This window comes from Paenibacillus sp. FSL P2-0121 (genome assembly GCF_037975345.1).
In the GTDB taxonomy this organism is placed as follows: domain Bacteria; phylum Bacillota; class Bacilli; order Paenibacillales; family Paenibacillaceae; genus Paenibacillus_AQ; species Paenibacillus_AQ odorifer.
Genome location: NZ_CP150245.1, coordinates 3,720,352 through 3,738,885, shown reverse-complemented (window position 1 = coordinate 3,738,885; position 18,534 = coordinate 3,720,352). Strand labels below are relative to the sequence as shown.

The following is an 18,534-nucleotide window of genomic DNA, read 5'->3' as shown; positions in this document are numbered from 1 at the left end:
CTTAGCCCACTTTCATGGAGTTAGTTGCTTGTGGAAGCTACACCAAAGGCTATACTCGTTGAATCGTGGCTATCATGACACCGGCAAATCCAATGCCTAACTGCACCAGTATTTCCGTGGGCACGCAGGACACGCCATGCGGTTTTCAAGTGGCAATCGCCTCCTTCTGTTCCTTAGCTTTTGGGAATCCTTGATCCACACCTTGTTCTCTACGATTATCACGCAAGAGCTCGTACGTCACATACACCGGTCGCCCTGTTCGTGGTTCCAGCATAATCTCGGCATCAATGGCAAATACCTCACGCAGCGTCCGTACCGTCATTACACGCTCTGGCGAACCATGCTCCACCACCTGACCCTCACGAATCGCCACCATATAGTCGGAGAAGCGTGCTGCCAGATTCAGGTCATGCAGCACCATCACAATCGTCACCTGTTGACTGCGATTTAGTTCATAGAGCAGTTCCAGCACTTCAAGCTGATGCGCCAGGTCCAGATAGGTGGTGGGTTCATCCAGCAGGATCAGATCGGTTTGCTGGGCGAGCGCCATCGCAATCCATACGCGCTGACGCTGACCGCCAGATAGCGTATCGACCTCACGATGCTCAAACGCTGTAAGCTGTGTAACCGATAGGGCCCAGGCTACTACTTGCTTATCCTCTTTGGAGAGCTTGCCGAAGCCCCGTTGATGTGGAAAACGCCCATAGGCGACTAATTGACCGACCGTCAAACCGCTTGGGGCGGTCGGCGTCTGCGGCAGAATCGCCATCTGCTTGGCCACTTCCTTGGTGGACAGCGTGCGGATATCGGCACCATTCAGATAAACCGTACCATTATTCGTCTTGAGCAGCCGACCAACTGCCTTTAGTACGGTTGATTTGCCGCATCCATTGGGACCGATAATCGAGGTAATCTGTCCACGCGGAATCTGCAAGTCCAGTTCTTGTACGATAAGTGTGTCATTATAGGCAATATCGATTTGTTGCGCTGTAATACTTTCCATGACGTCCTCCTAATTGGCCTTCGATAGTAAATAAAGAAAGTACGGAACACTGATGACCGTAATGACGATTCCCGTCGGCACATCTCCCCCCAAGCTAACCGTGCGCGTAATCGTGTCAGCCAGCACCACGACTAATCCTCCGGTCAGGCTGGCAGCCGGAACGAGCAATTTATGATCGGGCCCGACCAGTTTTCTTGCCACATGCGGAGCGATCAAGCCAACGAAAAAGAAGCTTCCGCCCACGGCCACACTGCCAGAGGATAAAGCAACCGCAGCGACCGACAACCCAAAAAACTGCCGCTTCACGGCAAGACCCAGCCCTTCTGCCGTCTGATTGCCCAGATGGAGGGTGTTGAGTATGCGAGACTTGTAGAAAATATAGCCGAGTAAAATCAAGACCCATGGTGCCAGTACGGAAATATAACGCCAATCAGCGCCCCATAAGCTTCCCGCCAGCCAATGCAGCATGAAATCCATCTGCGAATCATTCAGCTTGAGAGTCAGGAAGGTGGTCAGCGCTTCATACCCGCTTCCGAGTGCGACCCCGGTTAAGATCAAACCGATTGGCGAAATATCTCGCCCACGGCGATACGATAATAAGAAGATCAATCCCGCCGCCAATAATCCGCCAACAAAGGCCAGTAGTGGTAGGGCAATAAAGGAGCCCTTTCCTGTCGATGCGATGAATACGACGAAGAACAGGACAAACAAACCCGATCCCGAACTAATCCCCAGCGTCCCTGGACTAGCCATGTCATTACGCAGCAAACTCTGCATCACGACCCCAGCCGCTCCCATTCCCAGACCTACCAAGATCGACAGTGTGATTCGTGGCAGGCGAAAATCGAACACGATCAGATTTTGCTTATCTGTACCGTTTCCGAGGAGAACATTCAGCACTTCTAGCGGTGAAAGATTCATTTTGCCAGAATTCATGCTAATGACAGCAAACATAAGGATGAGCACCATAAGCACTATATTGACGATAATGCCCCTTTGCACCGTATAACGCTGCTTGATCATTCAGATTCCCTCCTTTGCTTGCGAGCCAGGAAGAGAAAGTACGGCACACCAATGATAGAAAATATAATACCAATCGGTGTTTCGAACGGCTTATTGATCAAGCGGCCAGCCAGATCGGCCGACACGGTCAGCAACGCACCATATAGTGCAACTGCCGGAATAATGTAACGATAGTCGACACCGACCATGTATCGCACAATATGTGGGGTAATCAGACCAACAAACCCGATCGGACCAACTAAGACAACAGCCAATCCAGTCAGCACGAGCACGATAATCGTCGATAAACCTTTGACCAGTCCGCTACGAATACCGAGTCCACTTGCCACATCATCCCCCAAACTGAGCAGTGTAACAGAAGGAGATAGCGCCAGCGCCAGCAGTACACCACCAACAAATAGCGGTGAGATGATCAGCAATTCCCCCCACTTAACCCCCGCTGTACTGCCTGCCGTCCAGAATGCTAATGCTCGACCCAGATTATAATTGATCGCTAAATACTGACTGAGTGCGCCAAATAGCATAGAGATGGACAGTCCTGCCAGTACCAGCCGCTGAGGCGTCATCCCGCGCTTGCCCAGTGACGCGATGAAGTAAGTGATCCCGGTCGCGAGTGCTGCTCCCAGACAAGCAAACAGCATCATATGCCCATACGAATAACCCGGCAGAAAGGCCAGGCAAAGAGCAATCGCGAATGCTGCACCAGAGCTGATGCCCATCAGCCCGGAGTCAGCCAGCGGATTTCGCGTCGTTCCCTGCATAATAGCCCCACATACCGCAAGGCTGCATCCGACGATCAGATCGGCTACGGTACGCGGAAGACGTAGGGTTTGTATAATTTGATGCTCAGTGAGCGTTGGATCAAATCGGAAAATAGCCTCCCATGCAGTCGCTAACCTCATGTCGGCGGCGCCGAAGCTAATCGACGCCGCCGACATGAGAACCGTTAATCCAAGCCCTACCACCATGTACATGGTGAAATTCACCGCCCCACGGCGTTTTTGTTCAGGCTTGTTTTTCATTACGCTTTCCTTTCCTTACCTACTGATAGTCATATTTACAAATTGGAGTACTTCTTTTTACCTCGTCAAAATCCTTATCTAGCCATAGCCAGCAATTGATTTACAATATGATCAATCAATGCACTGGAAGTCATTATATCCGTGGACCAAGATAGCGATGTACCCACCGATATGATCCGATTATGTTGCACAGCAGGTAGCGATTTCCAGACCGCATTATCAGTAGGGACTTCCGTATCTCCTATAGCGATTAGATAATCCCCTATGTAAGCAGCCAAGACCTCCATAGAGATATCTCCCCAATATTTATCTGTGTCAATAATATCAGTTTGAACTTTTGAAGGTGCCTTCATTTTAAGTCCATTATAAACAAGCTCGCCAACCGCATGCTTGGCTCCAGCGATGTAGTTACTTTTATCACTGAATTCCCCCATAGTAATCGTCACGTCTGAAAGACCTGCATTCTGAAGGGCTAGCTTCGCTTCTTCTATTTTTCCGGCATAAGCACTCAGAACAGCCTTAGCCTCTTCCTGCTTGTTCAAAACATCACCAATAAAATGTATCCGCTCTTCTGTAGTCATATCACCATAAGGGACATAAATTGTCGGGGCAATTTTGGATAAATCTTCATAATTTTCATCGCCCCATGCTAAAATGATCAGATCAGGCTCAAGAGTCATGACATCTTCCGGCTCCATAGCTATTTTAATAGAGTCTGTAATCTGGTTAGCAAAAACAGCCTCTTTCCCGTCCCTTGCCGCTCTCGCCACCCCTAAAGGAGTTACACCTAGGGCCACCACATCACCAACCAAATAATCGACTACAACACGCTGAGGGTTGTTCGGTACCTTAACGTCACCCTTTACTGTGGATATCGTTCTCGTCTGCGAGACTGCTTCTGAAGCTTCCGGTTGTGTCGTCTGTTGTGTCTGCGCAGGGTTTGAATTCACCGTTCCCCCGTTATTCGATGGCGTTCCCGACGCACATGCCGACAATAACAGCATCAAGCTCATCGTCGCCGCCAAGATCATTTCTTTACTTCTTACTTTTCCAAACATGGTTGATTCCCCTTCTCTATAAGACTGGACTAGACCCGCTAGTTCCCTCTCATAGTAAAGAAAATGAGAATCATTATCAATACCATCAACCTGCATAGATAGTGCGTTTATTTTCCGATAATCACTTGGCGTCATCTTGTAATACTTCTTAAACATCCGAAACAAATTTTTCTCATCTGCAAAACCAGATCCTGTTGCGATCTCTTTAATGGTTGCTTCTGTATGTTTCAAGTCATGGCAGGCAGCTTCAATCCTTCTCTGAATGAGGTACTCCTGTAAGCTGATGCCTTCCTTTTTTTTGAACAGCCGCGTCAATTGCCCGCCACTGATCCCAAACATATCGGCAATTTCTTGGAACATAATCGGCCGCATGTAATGTTTATCGAGATATATCTTGGCAGAACAGGCTGGATCTGGCTGGAGATACCGAATCTCCCCACTCTCAAAATCTCTGTACACCCCATGTATCAATTGATATAGAAAACTTTTGGCCTGCAACTGATCCATCGCTTTGCCGCGGTTCCAGCCATTCATCATCTGTTGAAACCAATCGAGTAGCAAGATAGGATTACTTGGTGTATAACCATACTGTTGAACAAATGGATTTACTTCCTCGAGTAATTGCTGCAGGTGCCTCTTGAAAAAAAGAGGTAATTCTGCTTTATAAAATACCATAAAGGTCTTCACATTCTCCCCTTTAGGCGAAATACTGAGCAGGCTCCCCTTCCCTCCGTGAACTAAACCAAAGCGTTCCATTCCAAATGTGGTTTCATTCAGTTGAATTTGTGCTTCTCCTCCACATGCATAGATAAACATGCTACTAGGCATTTTATACTGCTCCAACGGGTATTGGGACGCTACATTCTGAAAACGTACATCTATTAATGTAATGATCGAACGTGTCCAAATGTGGGCCATCGTATCGATCATCTCCGGTGTAAATACCTGGCTTGCTGCTGCTTCGTCTTGCATCTATCTGCGCTCCTTCATCTCACCTTTTGCAATTTATATATCACCTATCAATTCAATTGATATTGATTATCAATATCATAATTAATGAGGTAAGTATATCATCATTAAGTGACATTGGGGACAAGTTCTTGCCCTAAACAAAAGACAAGCACTTGTACCGATAAAAAAAGCCGCGCACAGCGCGGCATCCCGTGAGACTATGTTCTTGTCCTCTGAGCGAAGAATTGTTTCTATACTCTCAGTAGAAGATATTATTTACAGCTAAATATTCCGAAGCAGTGAAAGATTTAGTTCCGCTCTCCCTAAGTAGCCGCTGCAGATAACGGGGCGGTTAATGATTTCATACATTTTTTTAAGATCCGAAATGTACTCTTGGCTCCAAGTTTCAAAAGAATCGAATTCCGCCTTAGAAATTTGATGGTACTCCGGGGAGTCGGTTACCCCCGTAAGGACCTCATATGCATAATATTATCGCCAAACTTTCCTACTGATTGGTATCTTCCTGTTTTCAGGCAGATATAATCGGTATATTTCACGGTCATCCCTCATCCTGTCATTGATTTCCTCAAGTCCATTAATTTAATCTTGTATAAATCTAACTCCGCAGCAACTCGTCCCGCGCTTCCGTCAGTGCTAACCCCAGCAGATTTCTGCCCCGCCATTTCATGGGATTCTCAGCATCCGGATTGGACTGGCCCATGCCGATCCCCCAAATACGGTCCCGCGGGCTAGCCTCGACGAGGATGCGGTTCTTCGTCGAGTTAAGATAATCGTTAAGCTTCGGATTCTGCGAAAATTTGGCCAAGCTGGCTCTTTTGACGATGCTGTAACATTCCTTATCCCAAATATCTTTGTCAAAGTTTTGGACCGCACGTCCAAAAGCCTTCATCTCCTTTGGATGCTTAGCTTTAAGGATGGACTCCAGCATTTCGTCATCGCCGAACAACCTTGCCTTCTCGGCCATCATAAACTGCTCGGCGCATGAGTACTGCGTTCCCTCTACCGTGAACGGGCACATCCACCATTGGCTGAAGCAGCTTTTATCAACGCTCCCGTCCTTAGGCGGTGTATGTCCCCAAAAAAACACGAATTTGAACTTTTTTCCCTCGTTATATGCTTTTCTTAACTCATCGATATTGTAAATCATCGTTAACCCTCCAAATTTCTCCGATATAAGCGGGATGGTCTATGCCCCGCATTTTCGGTATAATGATCGGTCTCCATTACAAGATCGGCTACTTTACGCCGGAAGGCCGCCTTCAACAGCTCTTTATCCATAATTACCTCATAAACCTGCTGCAGTTCCGTCAAGGTAAAAAGCTTCGGCATCAAGTGCAGTGCAATATCGGTGTAATTCACTTTTCCCCGTAACCGATCAATAGCGCATGCTATGATCTTCGCATGGTCGAAGGCCAATCCGTCATTCGATACGATCTCATAATCCGTGCCAGTCGATGTAGTCTTCGCTGTCATAGTCCTCGCCACGACCGCCGAAAGTACTTCTTCTTCACTGCTTAGTTTGAGTTCGTACTCCAGCGTCTTGATGTATCCGTCCACAATCAGTTCTTTTTGCTCCCGCAGCGGCCGATAGGATACCTTGAACCAGGCGGCGTCTGCTGCATCATCTCCTGCCTTTAACTCCAACTTGTCGCTGTTAATCAGAGCCATATAGCTGCAGCTTATTACCCAGGTTCGTGGGTCGCGCCCGATATCACTGAACGTATACAGCTGCTCCAGATAAACATCTTCCACGCCGGTTTCCTCGCATAGTTCCCTTACTGCTGCCTGCTCAGTCGTCTCATTCGGCCGGACAAAACCGCCAGGCAGCGCCCATTTGCCCAGGAAGGGGTGAGCCCCCCGGCGAATTAGTAGGACGCGTAGCTCTTTTTCTGGTAGTTTGCGATAACTGTCAGCCTCGTCTTCCGTCACAGTGAAGATAACCATATCCGTTGTCACTGAAGGCCGCTCGTAATCCCCTGCTCTGTATTGCTCCAAAAATTCGCGTTCCATAAGTCCATCCTTATCCAACAAATCCAAGTGGGTACGCCTCCTTTATATTTGATTTAACCGTTCAGCTCTCCGAAATAGTTCCCGTAGGGCTCGAACTTCGCCAACACTTCATCAACCCTGCGAATACGTTCCTCCAGACTCCCCCGCAGCGTAATATAGGGGATCCGCCGCTCCTTCAAATCCGCGATAATCTGTTTATGAAAGATATGCCGCTTCTGATCCCCGCTGCGGTCCCACGTATCGTCGTAAGGAATATCGTCAGCGCATAAAAAGAACAGATCATAACGTTGCGCGTTCTCCAGAGCGATGCGGGTTAACAGCTCGGGGGCCCGGCCGTGGTAATCCAGGGCGAACATATACGTCGTGATCGCATTGGTATCGACGAACAGAACCCGGTTCGCCGCATGCATTGCCTGTTCTTCGCGCTCGATATGACCCACTGCGATTTCATCGAACGCTTCCAAGCCGATTCGGCGGTCCACCTGATGTTCGGTCCAATAATCACGTCCGTATTCGCTCGCAAACGTCGTGCAATATCGCCGTGCCAGCGCTTCGGTGATCGTCGACTTACCCGTCGACATTGCTCCAACGAACACCACTTTCGTGATCAAATCCCGGTACACGATATCACTTACGAACTCCCTGTACTGATATGGATTGGAACGGACCATCGTTGCTGAGATCGGGACCCGTTCTCGGGCTTCATCCACCCGCCGGTCTATTGCACCCAAAGCGAGACTCATATGTTTGCCGTAGAATTCGCTCGAGTAAAAATGCGTTACTTGCTCTCCGTTCAGCAAACCGAGTATATACTGTTCTTCCCGAACCTCATGCTCCCTGTCATCCGAATACCCATCCGGACCATCCCAAGCTTCGATTACCCGGACTTCCGGATAGAGCCTGCGAATCCAATTTGCCCGGACATGAAGCGGGATCGGAGTGACTGTCGTTTCGTAAATGACTAGGATCAATTCATCGACCTCTTGTAGCGCCGTTTCAATCATGAACTGATGACCTTTATGCAGCGGGGCAAACTTCCCCAGTGTTAGTCCAAGCGTGTTCATGCCGCCACCTCCTTCGCCCCTTTATTCCAAATATAGTACCCGTAAACTGCGTTGACCAGATACGCGCTCCACATCACGATCATCAGTAGGCCTTCCCCGCTGCCCTCCAGCATGCGAATCGCCCACAGCAGCACCGTAAAGAGATTTAGCACGATATAGACCAGCCATTGTTCCTTGAATCTTCTAACCATTAAGAAGGTCGCCACAACAGACAGCACCGTTGTAGTGGCATCAATGTAAGGCGAATTCTGTCCCGGAATGAACGAAAGCCCAAATCCGAGCAGCAAACAGCCGATTACACAGACCATCCCAACGAGGAGCAGTCTTCTAAGATCCATCTGCCGCATGGTCAGTCTACCGTCTTTTTGGCGATTATTTTTCCACATGTAGAAGCCAATAACATTCATTGGAACAAAGAATAGCAGATTCAGCAAAACCTCTCCAAACAAACCGTTAATATAGGCCAAATAAGCATAACCGATGGTATTGTACATGCCGAAAACATAGCTCATCAGGTTGCCCTTCGCTGCAAGCACCACGCATAACACCCCAGTAATAAATACCGTGAATCCGAATAAAGAGTCCTTTGTAATCACTGTAAACCCGACAGCGATTGAGGTAAATAGTATCAACCACGTAATTTCGAACAGATTCCAGTTAGCCGCCACCTTTTTCATCTTGCATCCCTCCGCTTTTTCCACTCATTCATAGAGCGAAAAAAATTAGTTGTACTTAGTATCGTTGTGATAATAACATATTGTTACTATCAAAAGTAACAGAAAATTCTGCGAAGGGCAAGCAAATTTTTCCTATTTCCACAGACAGGTACTTATTTAAGGCTTCTCAACAGAACTAACTTTAAATTTGTAAAAATAAAAAGAAACCCCTATTAAAAGGGATTTCCTCTAATCTTGTTCAACTAACGTACCAATAGGTGGACTGTTTTTTAAGGTTTACTATTCCGTCTTTCTACTCAAATAAATAATCACCCTCTTTTTCTAAGAGAAGAGGTAAATACTGAGCTACCATTTCAGTAAACACGAAATCATCCCCACAATTAAATTGTGCACTTCATTACATAAACCCGTCTTCGGGTTCACCAACATCAAATCCTAATACTTTTGTCGCCTCCAATTTAAATCTCTCTATCCAAGAACTCCAATCACTATTACTCATCTGTGCATAAAATGATAAACCACTTGGCTCCACTGAAGCCACAATAAAAACATCATCTTCTTCTTCCTGCCCGAACCAATAGAGAATTCCATTTTTACATATCGTAATCAACTTATAAGAGTCAGCAGCTCCGAGAGAATAACACTAAGCTCAAGTTCCGTCTGCTCTGACTTCACGGCTTTTTCCAGCTTTGCACGGCTTCCGAATATCCGATATATAACCTGCTCCCGTTCATATATTTCTTTAGGCGACAGCTCTTGAAGCAGCGCTTCTGCAAGCTCGACCCGATCGATCACGAAGTTTTTGACAGATCTTGCTTCCTCATTTCCTGCTAGCAGGATGTCTACTAGGACTGGCATAAGCTCAGCCTCCACGCCGTGCGCATCAATAAAGGTCTCCGCATAACTATCCTGTATCATTTGGTGCTCCGAATCTACCATCTCCATATAACGAGAGACGAGTGAGAAATATTCCTTGCTATATAATCCTAATCCGAGTACAGCATAGGTACTAGGCATGACCGACTTTTCACCCGGTTCCGTGTCCTTGTACCACGCATAGGGCTCCATAGCGATATCCGCATACGCAGCCAGCTTAGGAAAAAGAGACGGATAGGCTAGTGCACCAGCAAAAAACTGATGAAGACCTGATTTAGCCATTTTTTTTAGAGGAAGATAGTTCTTTTGTTTGCTTTTCAGCTTCAGGTTATATTCCTTCGGGAATCCCTGCTGCAGCAATTGGGTAATGTGATCCAATGCTTCTCCATAAGCTGCTTCCTCCTCGTTCAAAATCCGGACTTCAATGCTCTGCGTTACATCATTATTATCAACTTCAACACGGGTCCCTTTATATACTGGAGTGAATTTCCCGCTTCCCCCCTGGATATACTCCGCTGCGTGTTTTGAACCAAGCTGGACAGCTAGTTTCAAATATTGTTCCCGGATGTCCGGTTTCGTTTTTCCAATTTGCAGAGCGGCATATACAAAAAAGGAAAGTTGATCTGCATTCGGATCCATAAGCGCCATATCCTCTTTAGGTATCCAATCCATTCTAAAGCTGCCTGTACGCACAAAATAGCGTGGAAGAAAAATATTTTGAATCCAATTATCCATAGCCAAAGTATACTGGCCAGTCCATTCGTCTAAGCGTCGCCTATTACTTCTGAGCTTGTCGGATAAATGCTCAATTAATGGGCCAACCGTATTTTCTTCTTGCTTCATAAGATCAGGGTTCATCAAGTGATGAGAAAAGAAAAACTGGTCATCAACACTCGGCAATACGGGAAGATTAGACATGATTTTGGATGTTATAAACTTCTGTAATGATTTGCGGAGTTCGTTCAGCTTCTCTTCGTTAACCAGATGCACGCAAAGTGTTAAGTCTTCGTCCTCCATTTCAAAGGAAAGTACGATCTGGAATCGGTAATCAAAAAAACGAGGACCTAACTTCTCTGATAAAAAAAGCTCCTCCACTCTCTTGCATAAAGCCGGGTAAAGTTCAGATCTAATTAATTCATCCGTGAGTTCGGCGATATAAGGACCTGCTTCGATTTTATAAGAGCTGTCTGTCCAATCAAACGGTTCTTCAACATCAATATGTATTTTTCCGTCACGCCAAGCTACCTGAAGATAATCCTTTATCCCTGCCTGGAGCGGACGATTTCCTATGAATTCATTTATTCTTATAGTCTCTTTGTTGTATATGGTTATCATCTCGCTCCACACATCGTCTAAAAACCTCTGTACTGCTGCGTTCATTCCCACTCCTCCTCATTGTTAATGCTAATAGAACTTAGTACACCTCATGCAGTTTGAAGACGGAGAAGCAGTTGATCAACCAGATCTGCCTCTCGCAGCTGGTTGATCCAGCGCTGAGGGATATGCTCATAGCCATATCGGATTCCGGCAAGACCACCTGTGATACAGGCCGTTGTATCCGTGTCGTTGCCTAAGGCAACTGCTCGTTTGACGGCATCTTCGTAGGAAGTGCAGGTTTGGAGGATCATACACGCACTGAACAAGGAATCTACGACATAACCAGATCCTTCGCCATAGAATACTTTATCTGGATGAATGTTCTCTTCGAGCTCCCGTTCATGCTCAGGCATCTGCTGGTAGATCGTTCGAAGCTTGCTAAGAGCAGTTCGGTAGCACAGATTGAAGTCTTGCTCTTGCAACAGTTCACGTGCAATTAACACATAGAAGGCACAACATACCTGATTACAGATATGTGCATGAGTTACAAGGCATTGAGTATGTGCATCCTGAACGAGTTGTTTATCTGTTCCTTTGTGCCACAAGGCAAGTGGTAGCACGCGCATTAGCGCCCCATTCCCTTTCCCATCAGGAACTGTATTGCCACTCTCGTAAGGGGACATTCCTTGGTAATAAGTAGACAACGTACGACTGGTTTGTATTCCAACATCAAAAACTTGTTGGGCTACTGCCCATCTACCTTCATGATACCAGTCGACCAATTTGTCAGCAAAATCAGTTAGCTCCAGTGTACCTTTATCGATCAGACTCTCCAGCAGACATAGTGCCTGCGCACCATCATCCGACCAGGTGCCGGCTGGAACATCTCGGTAGGTGGGCTGAAAGCCCACAGGAGGAGTAAACTCAATCTGCTCCAGAGGTGGGAGCTGCTCCGCTGATCTGAATTCATAGGGGACACCAAGAGCATCTCCAATCAATAAGCCGTAAAGCCCACCCTTAATCTTATCCCACATGTTGTATTCTCCTTATCACTAGATATAATTTGGATCAAGCTGTCTACAAATATATAAGCCTACCCTATCAATATTTAAACTGTTTTGCATCATGTAAATAAAAATTGAAGAAATAAGCTTCCAATGAACAATACGATAGTAATCTAAGCCCTTTTTGAAATCAATAATATATAACAAAAGATGAGGCTGTTTTTAAAATCAACAACCTCATCTTTTTTTTGAATACTTCCCGAATAATTACGTGTCTCTACTTAAATAACCAATCAACTTTTTCTGCGTATTCGCAGTTTATTTTAGTCCCTATAATTAGCTAGGATGAAGTGCCCGGGCCATCGCATCCATATAGCCCTGAACAGCGCGCTGACTCACTTCTGTTTCTGGAGCGAAAATTTCGAAAAGGTGAAAACAACCGGGATACAGGTGGAATTCAACATCTACACCTGCTTGTGCAAGTCGTGCCACATACTCCATTGTCTCGTCTCGGAATAGATCGAGCTGACCTATACAAGTATAGGCTGGCGGCAAACCTGCCAAGTTCTCCTCTCTCGAGGGTACTGCATAAGTAGATTCTCCTCTGACATCGCTCTCCTCGCCCAGGTACATGTTCCAAGCTGCTATGTTGTCTGTTCGGTTCCAGATTGCGCCTGCTTCCGTAATCTCATGACTGGACGGTGTGATGTTTCGGTTGTCAAGCATCGGGTATAATGGCATTTGGAAAATAAGAGACGGTCCTCCTTTATCACGCGCCATCAGCGCGAGTGCTGCTGTCAGTCCGCCGCCACTGCTAGCACCGGCAATTGCAACCCGATCCACATCAATGCCTAGCAAGGCTGCCTCCTCCGTCATCCATACCAATCCAGCATAACAATCTTCGATCGCCGCCGGATAAGGGTGCTCGGGAGCAAGCCTATAATCAACCGATACGACTATACATTCAGCTGTCTGAACAAAACGTTCGCATAATTCGTCGTCCATATCCGGATGTCCTAACACGTATCCGCCCCCGTGAATCCATAGCATGGCAGGTAACAAGTCATTGGTTCGCCCGGCAGGCTCATAAATTTTCACCAGCATCTCGCCTCCATCCCTCGGGATTTTGCGCCTGGTTGTGTTTACATGCTCTGATCCTTCCACGGATGCAGCTGACACTAAGCTCCTGCTCCACTCTAAATTCTTCTCCAATTCAAACCCAGGAAATTGTGAATAAACCTCTCTTAATTCTGGTAGTATACGTGGTTCAACACTCATAATAATCCCTCCAAATAAAATAATGAATTCGTTCGTTTACGTCTTATTCATAGATAATCCTTATCCCATTTGAGATTCCCACTTGGCAATTTCCTCTCGTACTCGCGGCGCAACCTCTGTACCGAGCAGTTCTATAGCCCGCATAACCAACTCATGCGGCATCGTACTTAAGGGAACATACATCATGAATCGTGTAATCCCTACATGCTTACGCAGATGGATTATTTTTTGGGCGACTGTTTCCGGATCCCCTACATACAACGCACCATCAAAGCGTCGGGCAGCATCATAGCTGGAACGATCGTAGTACGCCCACCCCCGTTCTTTGCCGAGCTTATTCATACCGTACAGGGTAGACGGAAAAAAGAGTTCTGCCGCCTGTTCCGTATCTTCTGCAACAAATCCGATGGAATGTGAACCTACCTGAAGCCGCGATACATCATGTCCGGCATGAGCTGCCGCCTTTTTATACAGTTGTACAAGCGGTGCAAAATTGGTTGGGTTTCCACCGATAATCGCCAGGACTAATGGCAGGCCCAGAAGTCCTGCACGCACGGCAGACTCCTGGGTACCGCCACTACCAATCCATATGGGTAAAGAGTGCTGAACAGGGCGCGGGTATACACCCAGATTATTTATCGCTGATCGATGTCCTCCACTCCATGTAACTTTCTCAGATTCCCGTATTTTCAGAAGCAGCTCGATGTTTTCATTAAATAAATCCTCATAGTCATGCAAGTCATACCCAAAAAGCGGAAAGGATTCAACAAAGGAACCCCGGCCCGCTATAATCTCGGCACGTCCATTGGATAAGCCGTCAAGCGTGGCAAAATCCTGAAACACACGGACAGGATCAGCTGATGAAAGGACCGTCACAGCACTCGTCAATCGAATCCGCTTTGTTAGGGGGGCTGCAGCAGACAACACCACTGCTGGTGATGAAGCTGCATAATCTTCACGATGATGCTCACCTATGCCAAACACATCAAGTCCTACCTGATCCGCAAGGACGATTTCTTCGACGACTTCTCGTAATCGCTGTGCGTGACTCATCACAACTCCGGTCTCAGTATTAGGCTTTGTTTCTATGAACGAAGTAACACCTATTTCCATAGTTAATCTCTCCTTATATTTTCTCTTGCAATTCGCCCGACATCATCGGTGCAACCCAATTTTTTAAGAAGAATGCTCAAGACAACGGATTAAAGCCGTCCAATCCAACTCACCATAACCATTGGCAATTCCTTCAGACAAGTGATGGTGGATAAGCTGACCTAAAGGTAGAGGAGTTTGAACGGACTTCGCTGCCTCAATAGCCAATGCAACATCTTTTAACCCAAGCTTCATTTTAAAACCGGCCGGTTCAAAGCGTTGTTCGCTCATGATCGCTCCATAGTTCTGATATATTGGAGATTGAAAAAGAGCATTCACGACATTCATAAATTGGGACGAATCAATACCGTGCTTTTCTACCATTAGCTGCACTTCCGACAAAGCTTCCAGCATTGAAGCAATTAGAAAGTTAACGCCAATTTTCACAACGTTCCCTTCTTCGCCGTGATCCCCAATCTCTACTATCTCTTGACCCAATGCTGTTAAAACAGGAAGTACCCGTTGTCTTGCTTGTTCCGGACCAGCTAAAATAATACGCAATTTAGCTTCTTTAGCGGCATCTGGGCGCCCCATCACCGTGGCAGACACAAAGTGTTGCTTTCGCTCCGCATGCGAGACGGATAATTTTCGAGCCAGATCTACGCTGATTGTACTGGCAGAGATGTGAATTCCATTTTCCGACAATCCATTCAGAACACCATCTGGTCCCTCGACGACCTCCTTCAAAGCAGCATCATCAGAAAGCATGGTAATTACAAGATTGCTTTCTTTCACTGCCTCTAGCGGTGTTTTGGCATATCGTGCTCCCTGTTTCATTAAGGGTTCAACTTTTTCAGGGGTCCGATTAAAGATGACTAATTCATAACCCGCTTTCAATAGATTTTGGGCCATTGGGAGCCCCATATTTCCAAGCCCAATAAACGATACTTTCATTAGACACCTCTCCTTATTTTGATGGGTTTCTCAATAACGGAATGATCGTTCCGAAATAATCAAAAAAATATAGTCTAACATATACTCTTCAATTATCACTTTCATAATATGGGAAATATGATAACGGAACGATCGTTCCGAAATAATTAAAAAAAATTAGATTCCTGCTATTACAAAGCTAATCATCTCTTTTGCACGTTCCGGATTCTGATCTGCTTTGGCCATAATATTAATGCTTTGATGTAAATTCAACAATAAATAAGACAACGCTTTGATATCAGTCGTTTTATCAATTTCTCCCCGTTGCTGGCCCTTTTCTAAAAGGTCACAAAAAGCTTGCTCTAATTCCAAAAAACTAGTCTTTATCAACTCATTAATTTTTTCATCTGGCGACTCCAATGTTGTAGCTACATTCGTAACAAAACACCCGCCCGGCAGGCTGGTATCGTATGCTGAAGCAATATGATACTCAAAAAATTGAAGAATTCCATCTCTAACACTAGATGCATGTTCAAGAATAGCCTGCTTATTGAAATTCCCCTTTTTATAATGCTCAAGGGCATCTGTATACAAGGTTTGCTTGTCGGAAAACGTATCGTAAAGGCTGGATCGGCTAATGCCCATCACCTCTAGTAAATCCGGTATGCTAGCCGCTTCGTATCCTTTTTTCCAAAACAACAGCATGGCTTGATGCAGCGCTTGATCTTTGTTAAATTCTTTTGTCCTAGCGATAAGTAACACCTCCCGTCATTGAAATATAACATATCTGAACTGATCAGTCCAGATTTATAAAATAAACGGACACTCATATTGGTGTCCGTTCTTAAGAGCAAATACTTAGTCATTGAATTGCTCATAAACATCTTTTATCCAAACATCAATGTTTGTTGCATATTGTTCTAGTTTAATGATCAAATCAGCTAGTTCAGAGTTAGGCATCTCGTTTACGGTAAAATTTAATAGCTGCTGTAATAAAGATCAGTGTCCATAACAGGGAAATACCTGTCCCTTCCATTGGTGTAAGGACATTTATTTCATCGGAGGAAGGCGGCATATACATATAATATCCTGCTGTATCCGGAAAAAAATATTTAGTATTGTGTAGAAAATCTTTCGACAATGGACTGACAATGAAGTAATAGCCAAGCAGTACCACTAAAGCAGGAGTAGTTCGTCTTAATAAAGCACCTATAGCTGCACTGAGAAGTGTGGTTAAAGTTAGATAGCCTGTTGCACCTGCTAATGATTTTATCATTTCGTCTATTTCAATCACTACTGCTGTGTCTTTCATCATGATAAAGGTATATAGTACACCTGATGCAGTAGTAAAAGACGCCGCAGGAATGGTTATAATGGTCAAGGCCAAATACTTCGTGGATAATTGAAACCCTCGCCAAGGTATCGTAGTTAAAGTAGTTCGAATCTGTCCCCCTGTATACTCTGAACAAGTAGCTAAGATACCAAGAATAATGAATCCTGCTTGAAGATATCCCATAGAAGAAAGTCCTGTATTCAGTATATTTTGCGTTCCTGCTGCCCCTTGTAGATCAACAGAAGTAAAAGCAGCGGCTAAACCTAAATTAAGAATGAATGTAACCAAAAGAGTGAGCCCTATCAATGGTAATGTAACTAATTTATCCAGTTCAGCACCCAGGATTTGTGTTATCTTTCTACTAGATGAGACACTCATGCTGCAACGTCCCTCCTATGGAATACAATAGCTGCAACAATGAAAACAACGACTACCCAGGCAAACATGACTAAACCGCCTGTGAAGGGGGTGTGAAACCTCTCGAATAAACTGCCTGTGGACGTGTTGTCCGTAAACATAAACATTTCAGCGCCAGCCCTATCTGGTAAGTAAAACGCCAACTTTGTAACCCTATACAACAGGACACTAAATGATACAACGGATGAATTTATTATGAGCACAGCAAGCGGGAGGATGCCATTCTTAGTTAGAAAAGTAATTCCAAGTGCTAAAAGAGCAGTGAATGTCCAGTAACAAATGGCACCGATAAGTCTGGACCATTCAAATGCAGGGGCATATTCACCAAGAATAAGATGCGTTGCAGACACAGTTGTCATAATAGCAACAATACAAAGCAGTATGCTGATCACAGTCACAGCACCTGCTTTTGCCAATAAAAAATGAATTCGGGATGAAACAACAGTTAAACTCGTTGTAATCTGTTGTCCTCCACCAGATTCACTGCTCTCTGTCAAATACTCACTGCTGACAGCAAGCACACCAAGAATAATAACGCCTTGCACACCAAGAGCTAACCCGATATAGCCAACTTCCGATAGCCGCGTGCTAACTCCAGCTATAATCTCCTCTTTTTGTGCTATGCTGTCCAAGGCAGAAATAAGCGCTGGGGCAAACGCTCCAATGAGAAAAGCAAGCCAAATACCCGGTAAGGAGAACAATTTAGATAGTTCCGCGTTGAATGCTCTCATACAACTTCACCCGCATTTTCAGATGTCAGGGCAAAAAAGGCTTCCTCCAGCGTGGAATAGTTACCTATTACTTCTTCCAATGTTCCATCTGCAACGATGGTTCCATGCTTAATAATCACCACATCATCAACCGTCTCTGCAAGCTCTCCCATTAGATGACTGGATAACAACACCGTATTTCCAGACTCAGCACGTTCACGTAAAAATGTCCGAATCCACCGAATTCCTTCTGGGTCGAGCCCATTTACGGGTTCATCTAAAATCAATACTTTTGGATCACCGAGTAGCGCAGCTGCTATTCCAAGTCTCCTCCCCATACCAAGAGAATACTTCCCAACTCTTTTTCCGGCTGCATTAGTAAGACCTACTATTTCCAGAACTTCCTCGACACGTGAGTTAGACAATCCTGCGGCACGAGCAATCCAACGCAAGTGTGCCCGTCCTGTTCGCATACGATGAGCACCGAATCCATCAAGTGCGGCACCTACTGTGGATACAGGATTATGTAATTCTGCGAATGGCTTTCCATTGATTAGTGCACTCCCTGAGGTAGCACGATCTAATCCAAGCAGGATGCGAAGTGTAGAGCTTTTACCTGCTCCATTTGGACCTAGAAAACCAGTTACTCTGCCAGGTCTAGCTTTAAAACTGATACCTGATAAGATTTTCCCAGTTCCGCGATGTTTGACTAAGTTATTAATTGTAAGCAACCATAACACTTCCT

The 18,534-nt window shown here is 45.5% G+C and carries 18 protein-coding genes; all 18 read right to left on the bottom strand.

Annotation, left to right across the window (positions count from 1 at the left end; all coding sequences use genetic code 11):
- Positions 1-145 precede the first annotated feature (145 nt).
- The 18 genes from MKY54_RS16470 to MKY54_RS16385 all read right to left on the bottom strand — a co-directional run bounded on the left by MKY54_RS16470 (position 146) and on the right by MKY54_RS16385 (position 18,529).
- On the bottom strand, positions 146-1,003 hold the full coding sequence (locus MKY54_RS16470; protein WP_076126587.1) for an ABC transporter ATP-binding protein: 858 nt from the start codon (positions 1,001-1,003) through the stop codon (positions 146-148).
- A gap of 9 nt (positions 1,004-1,012) precedes the next feature.
- Positions 1,013-2,026 (bottom strand): iron ABC transporter permease, encoded by a 1,014-nt coding sequence (locus MKY54_RS16465; RefSeq protein ID WP_339187140.1) that lies wholly within the window; start codon positions 2,024-2,026, stop codon positions 1,013-1,015.
- Positions 2,023-2,964, bottom strand: a complete 942-nt coding sequence (locus MKY54_RS16460) for an iron ABC transporter permease (RefSeq protein ID WP_312149973.1) — start codon at positions 2,962-2,964, stop codon at positions 2,023-2,025. The genes MKY54_RS16465 and MKY54_RS16460 overlap by 4 nt, the downstream gene beginning before the upstream one ends.
- Positions 2,965-3,122: 158 nt before the next feature.
- Positions 3,123-5,078, bottom strand: coding sequence for an AraC family transcriptional regulator (locus MKY54_RS16455; RefSeq protein ID WP_339187138.1), 1,956 nt, complete (start codon positions 5,076-5,078; stop codon positions 3,123-3,125).
- A 595-nt stretch (positions 5,079-5,673) separates the two neighbouring features.
- Positions 5,674-6,225, bottom strand: a complete 552-nt coding sequence (locus MKY54_RS16450) for an NADAR family protein (protein ID WP_339187136.1) — start codon at positions 6,223-6,225, stop codon at positions 5,674-5,676.
- A 2-nt stretch (positions 6,226-6,227) separates the two neighbouring features.
- Positions 6,228-7,115, bottom strand: a complete 888-nt coding sequence (locus MKY54_RS16445; protein ID WP_339187135.1) for an NUDIX domain-containing protein — start codon at positions 7,113-7,115, stop codon at positions 6,228-6,230.
- Between the two features lie 26 nt (positions 7,116-7,141).
- A complete protein-coding gene (locus MKY54_RS16440) occupies positions 7,142-8,152 on the bottom strand; it encodes an AAA family ATPase (RefSeq protein WP_339187132.1) in 1,011 nt (336 codons plus the stop codon).
- Entirely contained in the window at positions 8,149-8,829 is a 681-nt protein-coding gene (gene pnuC, locus MKY54_RS16435; protein WP_248548662.1) for a nicotinamide riboside transporter PnuC, read from the bottom strand. Before pnuC ends, MKY54_RS16440 begins: the two co-directional genes overlap by 4 nt.
- A 397-nt stretch (positions 8,830-9,226) precedes the next feature.
- Positions 9,227-9,439, bottom strand: a complete 213-nt coding sequence (locus MKY54_RS16430; RefSeq protein WP_339187128.1) for a hypothetical protein — start codon at positions 9,437-9,439, stop codon at positions 9,227-9,229.
- Complete coding sequence (locus tag MKY54_RS16425) at positions 9,436-11,085, bottom strand: DUF6138 family protein (RefSeq protein ID WP_339187125.1); 1,650 nt, start codon at positions 11,083-11,085, stop codon at positions 9,436-9,438. The genes MKY54_RS16430 and MKY54_RS16425 overlap by 4 nt, the downstream gene beginning before the upstream one ends.
- A gap of 44 nt (positions 11,086-11,129) precedes the next feature.
- Positions 11,130-12,056: an ADP-ribosylglycohydrolase family protein gene (locus tag MKY54_RS16420; RefSeq protein ID WP_339167951.1), complete on the bottom strand. Its 927-nt coding sequence runs from the start codon at positions 12,054-12,056 to the stop codon at positions 11,130-11,132.
- 306 nt (positions 12,057-12,362) lie between these two features.
- Positions 12,363-13,304, bottom strand: a complete 942-nt coding sequence (locus MKY54_RS16415; RefSeq protein ID WP_339187123.1) for an alpha/beta hydrolase — start codon at positions 13,302-13,304, stop codon at positions 12,363-12,365.
- Positions 13,305-13,364: 60 nt separating this feature from the next.
- Entirely contained in the window at positions 13,365-14,417 is a 1,053-nt protein-coding gene (locus tag MKY54_RS16410; protein WP_339187121.1) for an LLM class flavin-dependent oxidoreductase, read from the bottom strand.
- Positions 14,418-14,480: 63 nt separating this feature from the next.
- Positions 14,481-15,350, bottom strand: a complete 870-nt coding sequence (locus MKY54_RS16405; protein ID WP_339187119.1) for an NAD(P)-dependent oxidoreductase — start codon at positions 15,348-15,350, stop codon at positions 14,481-14,483.
- Positions 15,351-15,506: 156 nt separating this feature from the next.
- A complete protein-coding gene (locus tag MKY54_RS16400) occupies positions 15,507-16,091 on the bottom strand; it encodes a TetR/AcrR family transcriptional regulator (protein ID WP_249267693.1) in 585 nt (194 codons plus the stop codon).
- A 190-nt stretch (positions 16,092-16,281) separates the two neighbouring features.
- A complete protein-coding gene (locus MKY54_RS16395; protein WP_339187116.1) occupies positions 16,282-17,040 on the bottom strand; it encodes an ABC transporter permease in 759 nt (252 codons plus the stop codon).
- Positions 17,037-17,810, bottom strand: a complete 774-nt coding sequence (locus MKY54_RS16390; RefSeq protein ID WP_076309489.1) for an ABC transporter permease — start codon at positions 17,808-17,810, stop codon at positions 17,037-17,039. The genes MKY54_RS16395 and MKY54_RS16390 overlap by 4 nt, the downstream gene beginning before the upstream one ends.
- On the bottom strand, positions 17,807-18,529 hold the full coding sequence (locus MKY54_RS16385; RefSeq protein ID WP_339187113.1) for an ATP-binding cassette domain-containing protein: 723 nt from the start codon (positions 18,527-18,529) through the stop codon (positions 17,807-17,809). Before MKY54_RS16385 ends, MKY54_RS16390 begins: the two co-directional genes overlap by 4 nt.
- Between the last annotated feature and the right edge of the window lie 5 nt (positions 18,530-18,534).

What these genes read in the sequence shown, in the direction of transcription:
- MKY54_RS16415 (WP_339187123.1), bottom strand. Translation starts at nt 13,304, where the DNA reads ATGAGTGTTGAACCACGTATACTACCAGAATTAAGAGAGGTTTATTCA.
- pnuC (WP_248548662.1), bottom strand. Translation starts at nt 8,829, where the DNA reads ATGAAAAAGGTGGCGGCTAACTGGAATCTGTTCGAAATTACGTGGTTG.
- MKY54_RS16440 (WP_339187132.1), bottom strand. Translation starts at nt 8,152, where the DNA reads ATGAACACGCTTGGACTAACACTGGGGAAGTTTGCCCCGCTGCATAAA.
- MKY54_RS16410 (WP_339187121.1), bottom strand. Translation starts at nt 14,417, where the DNA reads ATGGAAATAGGTGTTACTTCGTTCATAGAAACAAAGCCTAATACTGAG.
- MKY54_RS16460 (WP_312149973.1), bottom strand. Translation starts at nt 2,964, where the DNA reads ATGTCGGCGGCGTCGATTAGCTTCGGCGCCGCCGACATGAGGTTAGCG.
- MKY54_RS16455 (WP_339187138.1), bottom strand. Translation starts at nt 5,078, where the DNA reads ATGCAAGACGAAGCAGCAGCAAGCCAGGTATTTACACCGGAGATGATC.
- MKY54_RS16425 (WP_339187125.1), bottom strand. Translation starts at nt 11,085, where the DNA reads ATGAACGCAGCAGTACAGAGGTTTTTAGACGATGTGTGGAGCGAGATG.
- MKY54_RS16470 (WP_076126587.1), bottom strand. Translation starts at nt 1,003, where the DNA reads ATGGAAAGTATTACAGCGCAACAAATCGATATTGCCTATAATGACACA.
- MKY54_RS16405 (WP_339187119.1), bottom strand. Translation starts at nt 15,350, where the DNA reads ATGAAAGTATCGTTTATTGGGCTTGGAAATATGGGGCTCCCAATGGCC.
- MKY54_RS16395 (WP_339187116.1), bottom strand. Translation starts at nt 17,040, where the DNA reads ATGAGTGTCTCATCTAGTAGAAAGATAACACAAATCCTGGGTGCTGAA.
- MKY54_RS16420 (WP_339167951.1), bottom strand. Translation starts at nt 12,056, where the DNA reads ATGTGGGATAAGATTAAGGGTGGGCTTTACGGCTTATTGATTGGAGAT.
- MKY54_RS16390 (WP_076309489.1), bottom strand. Translation starts at nt 17,810, where the DNA reads ATGAGAGCATTCAACGCGGAACTATCTAAATTGTTCTCCTTACCGGGT.
- MKY54_RS16450 (WP_339187136.1), bottom strand. Translation starts at nt 6,225, where the DNA reads ATGATTTACAATATCGATGAGTTAAGAAAAGCATATAACGAGGGAAAA.
- MKY54_RS16465 (WP_339187140.1), bottom strand. Translation starts at nt 2,026, where the DNA reads ATGATCAAGCAGCGTTATACGGTGCAAAGGGGCATTATCGTCAATATA.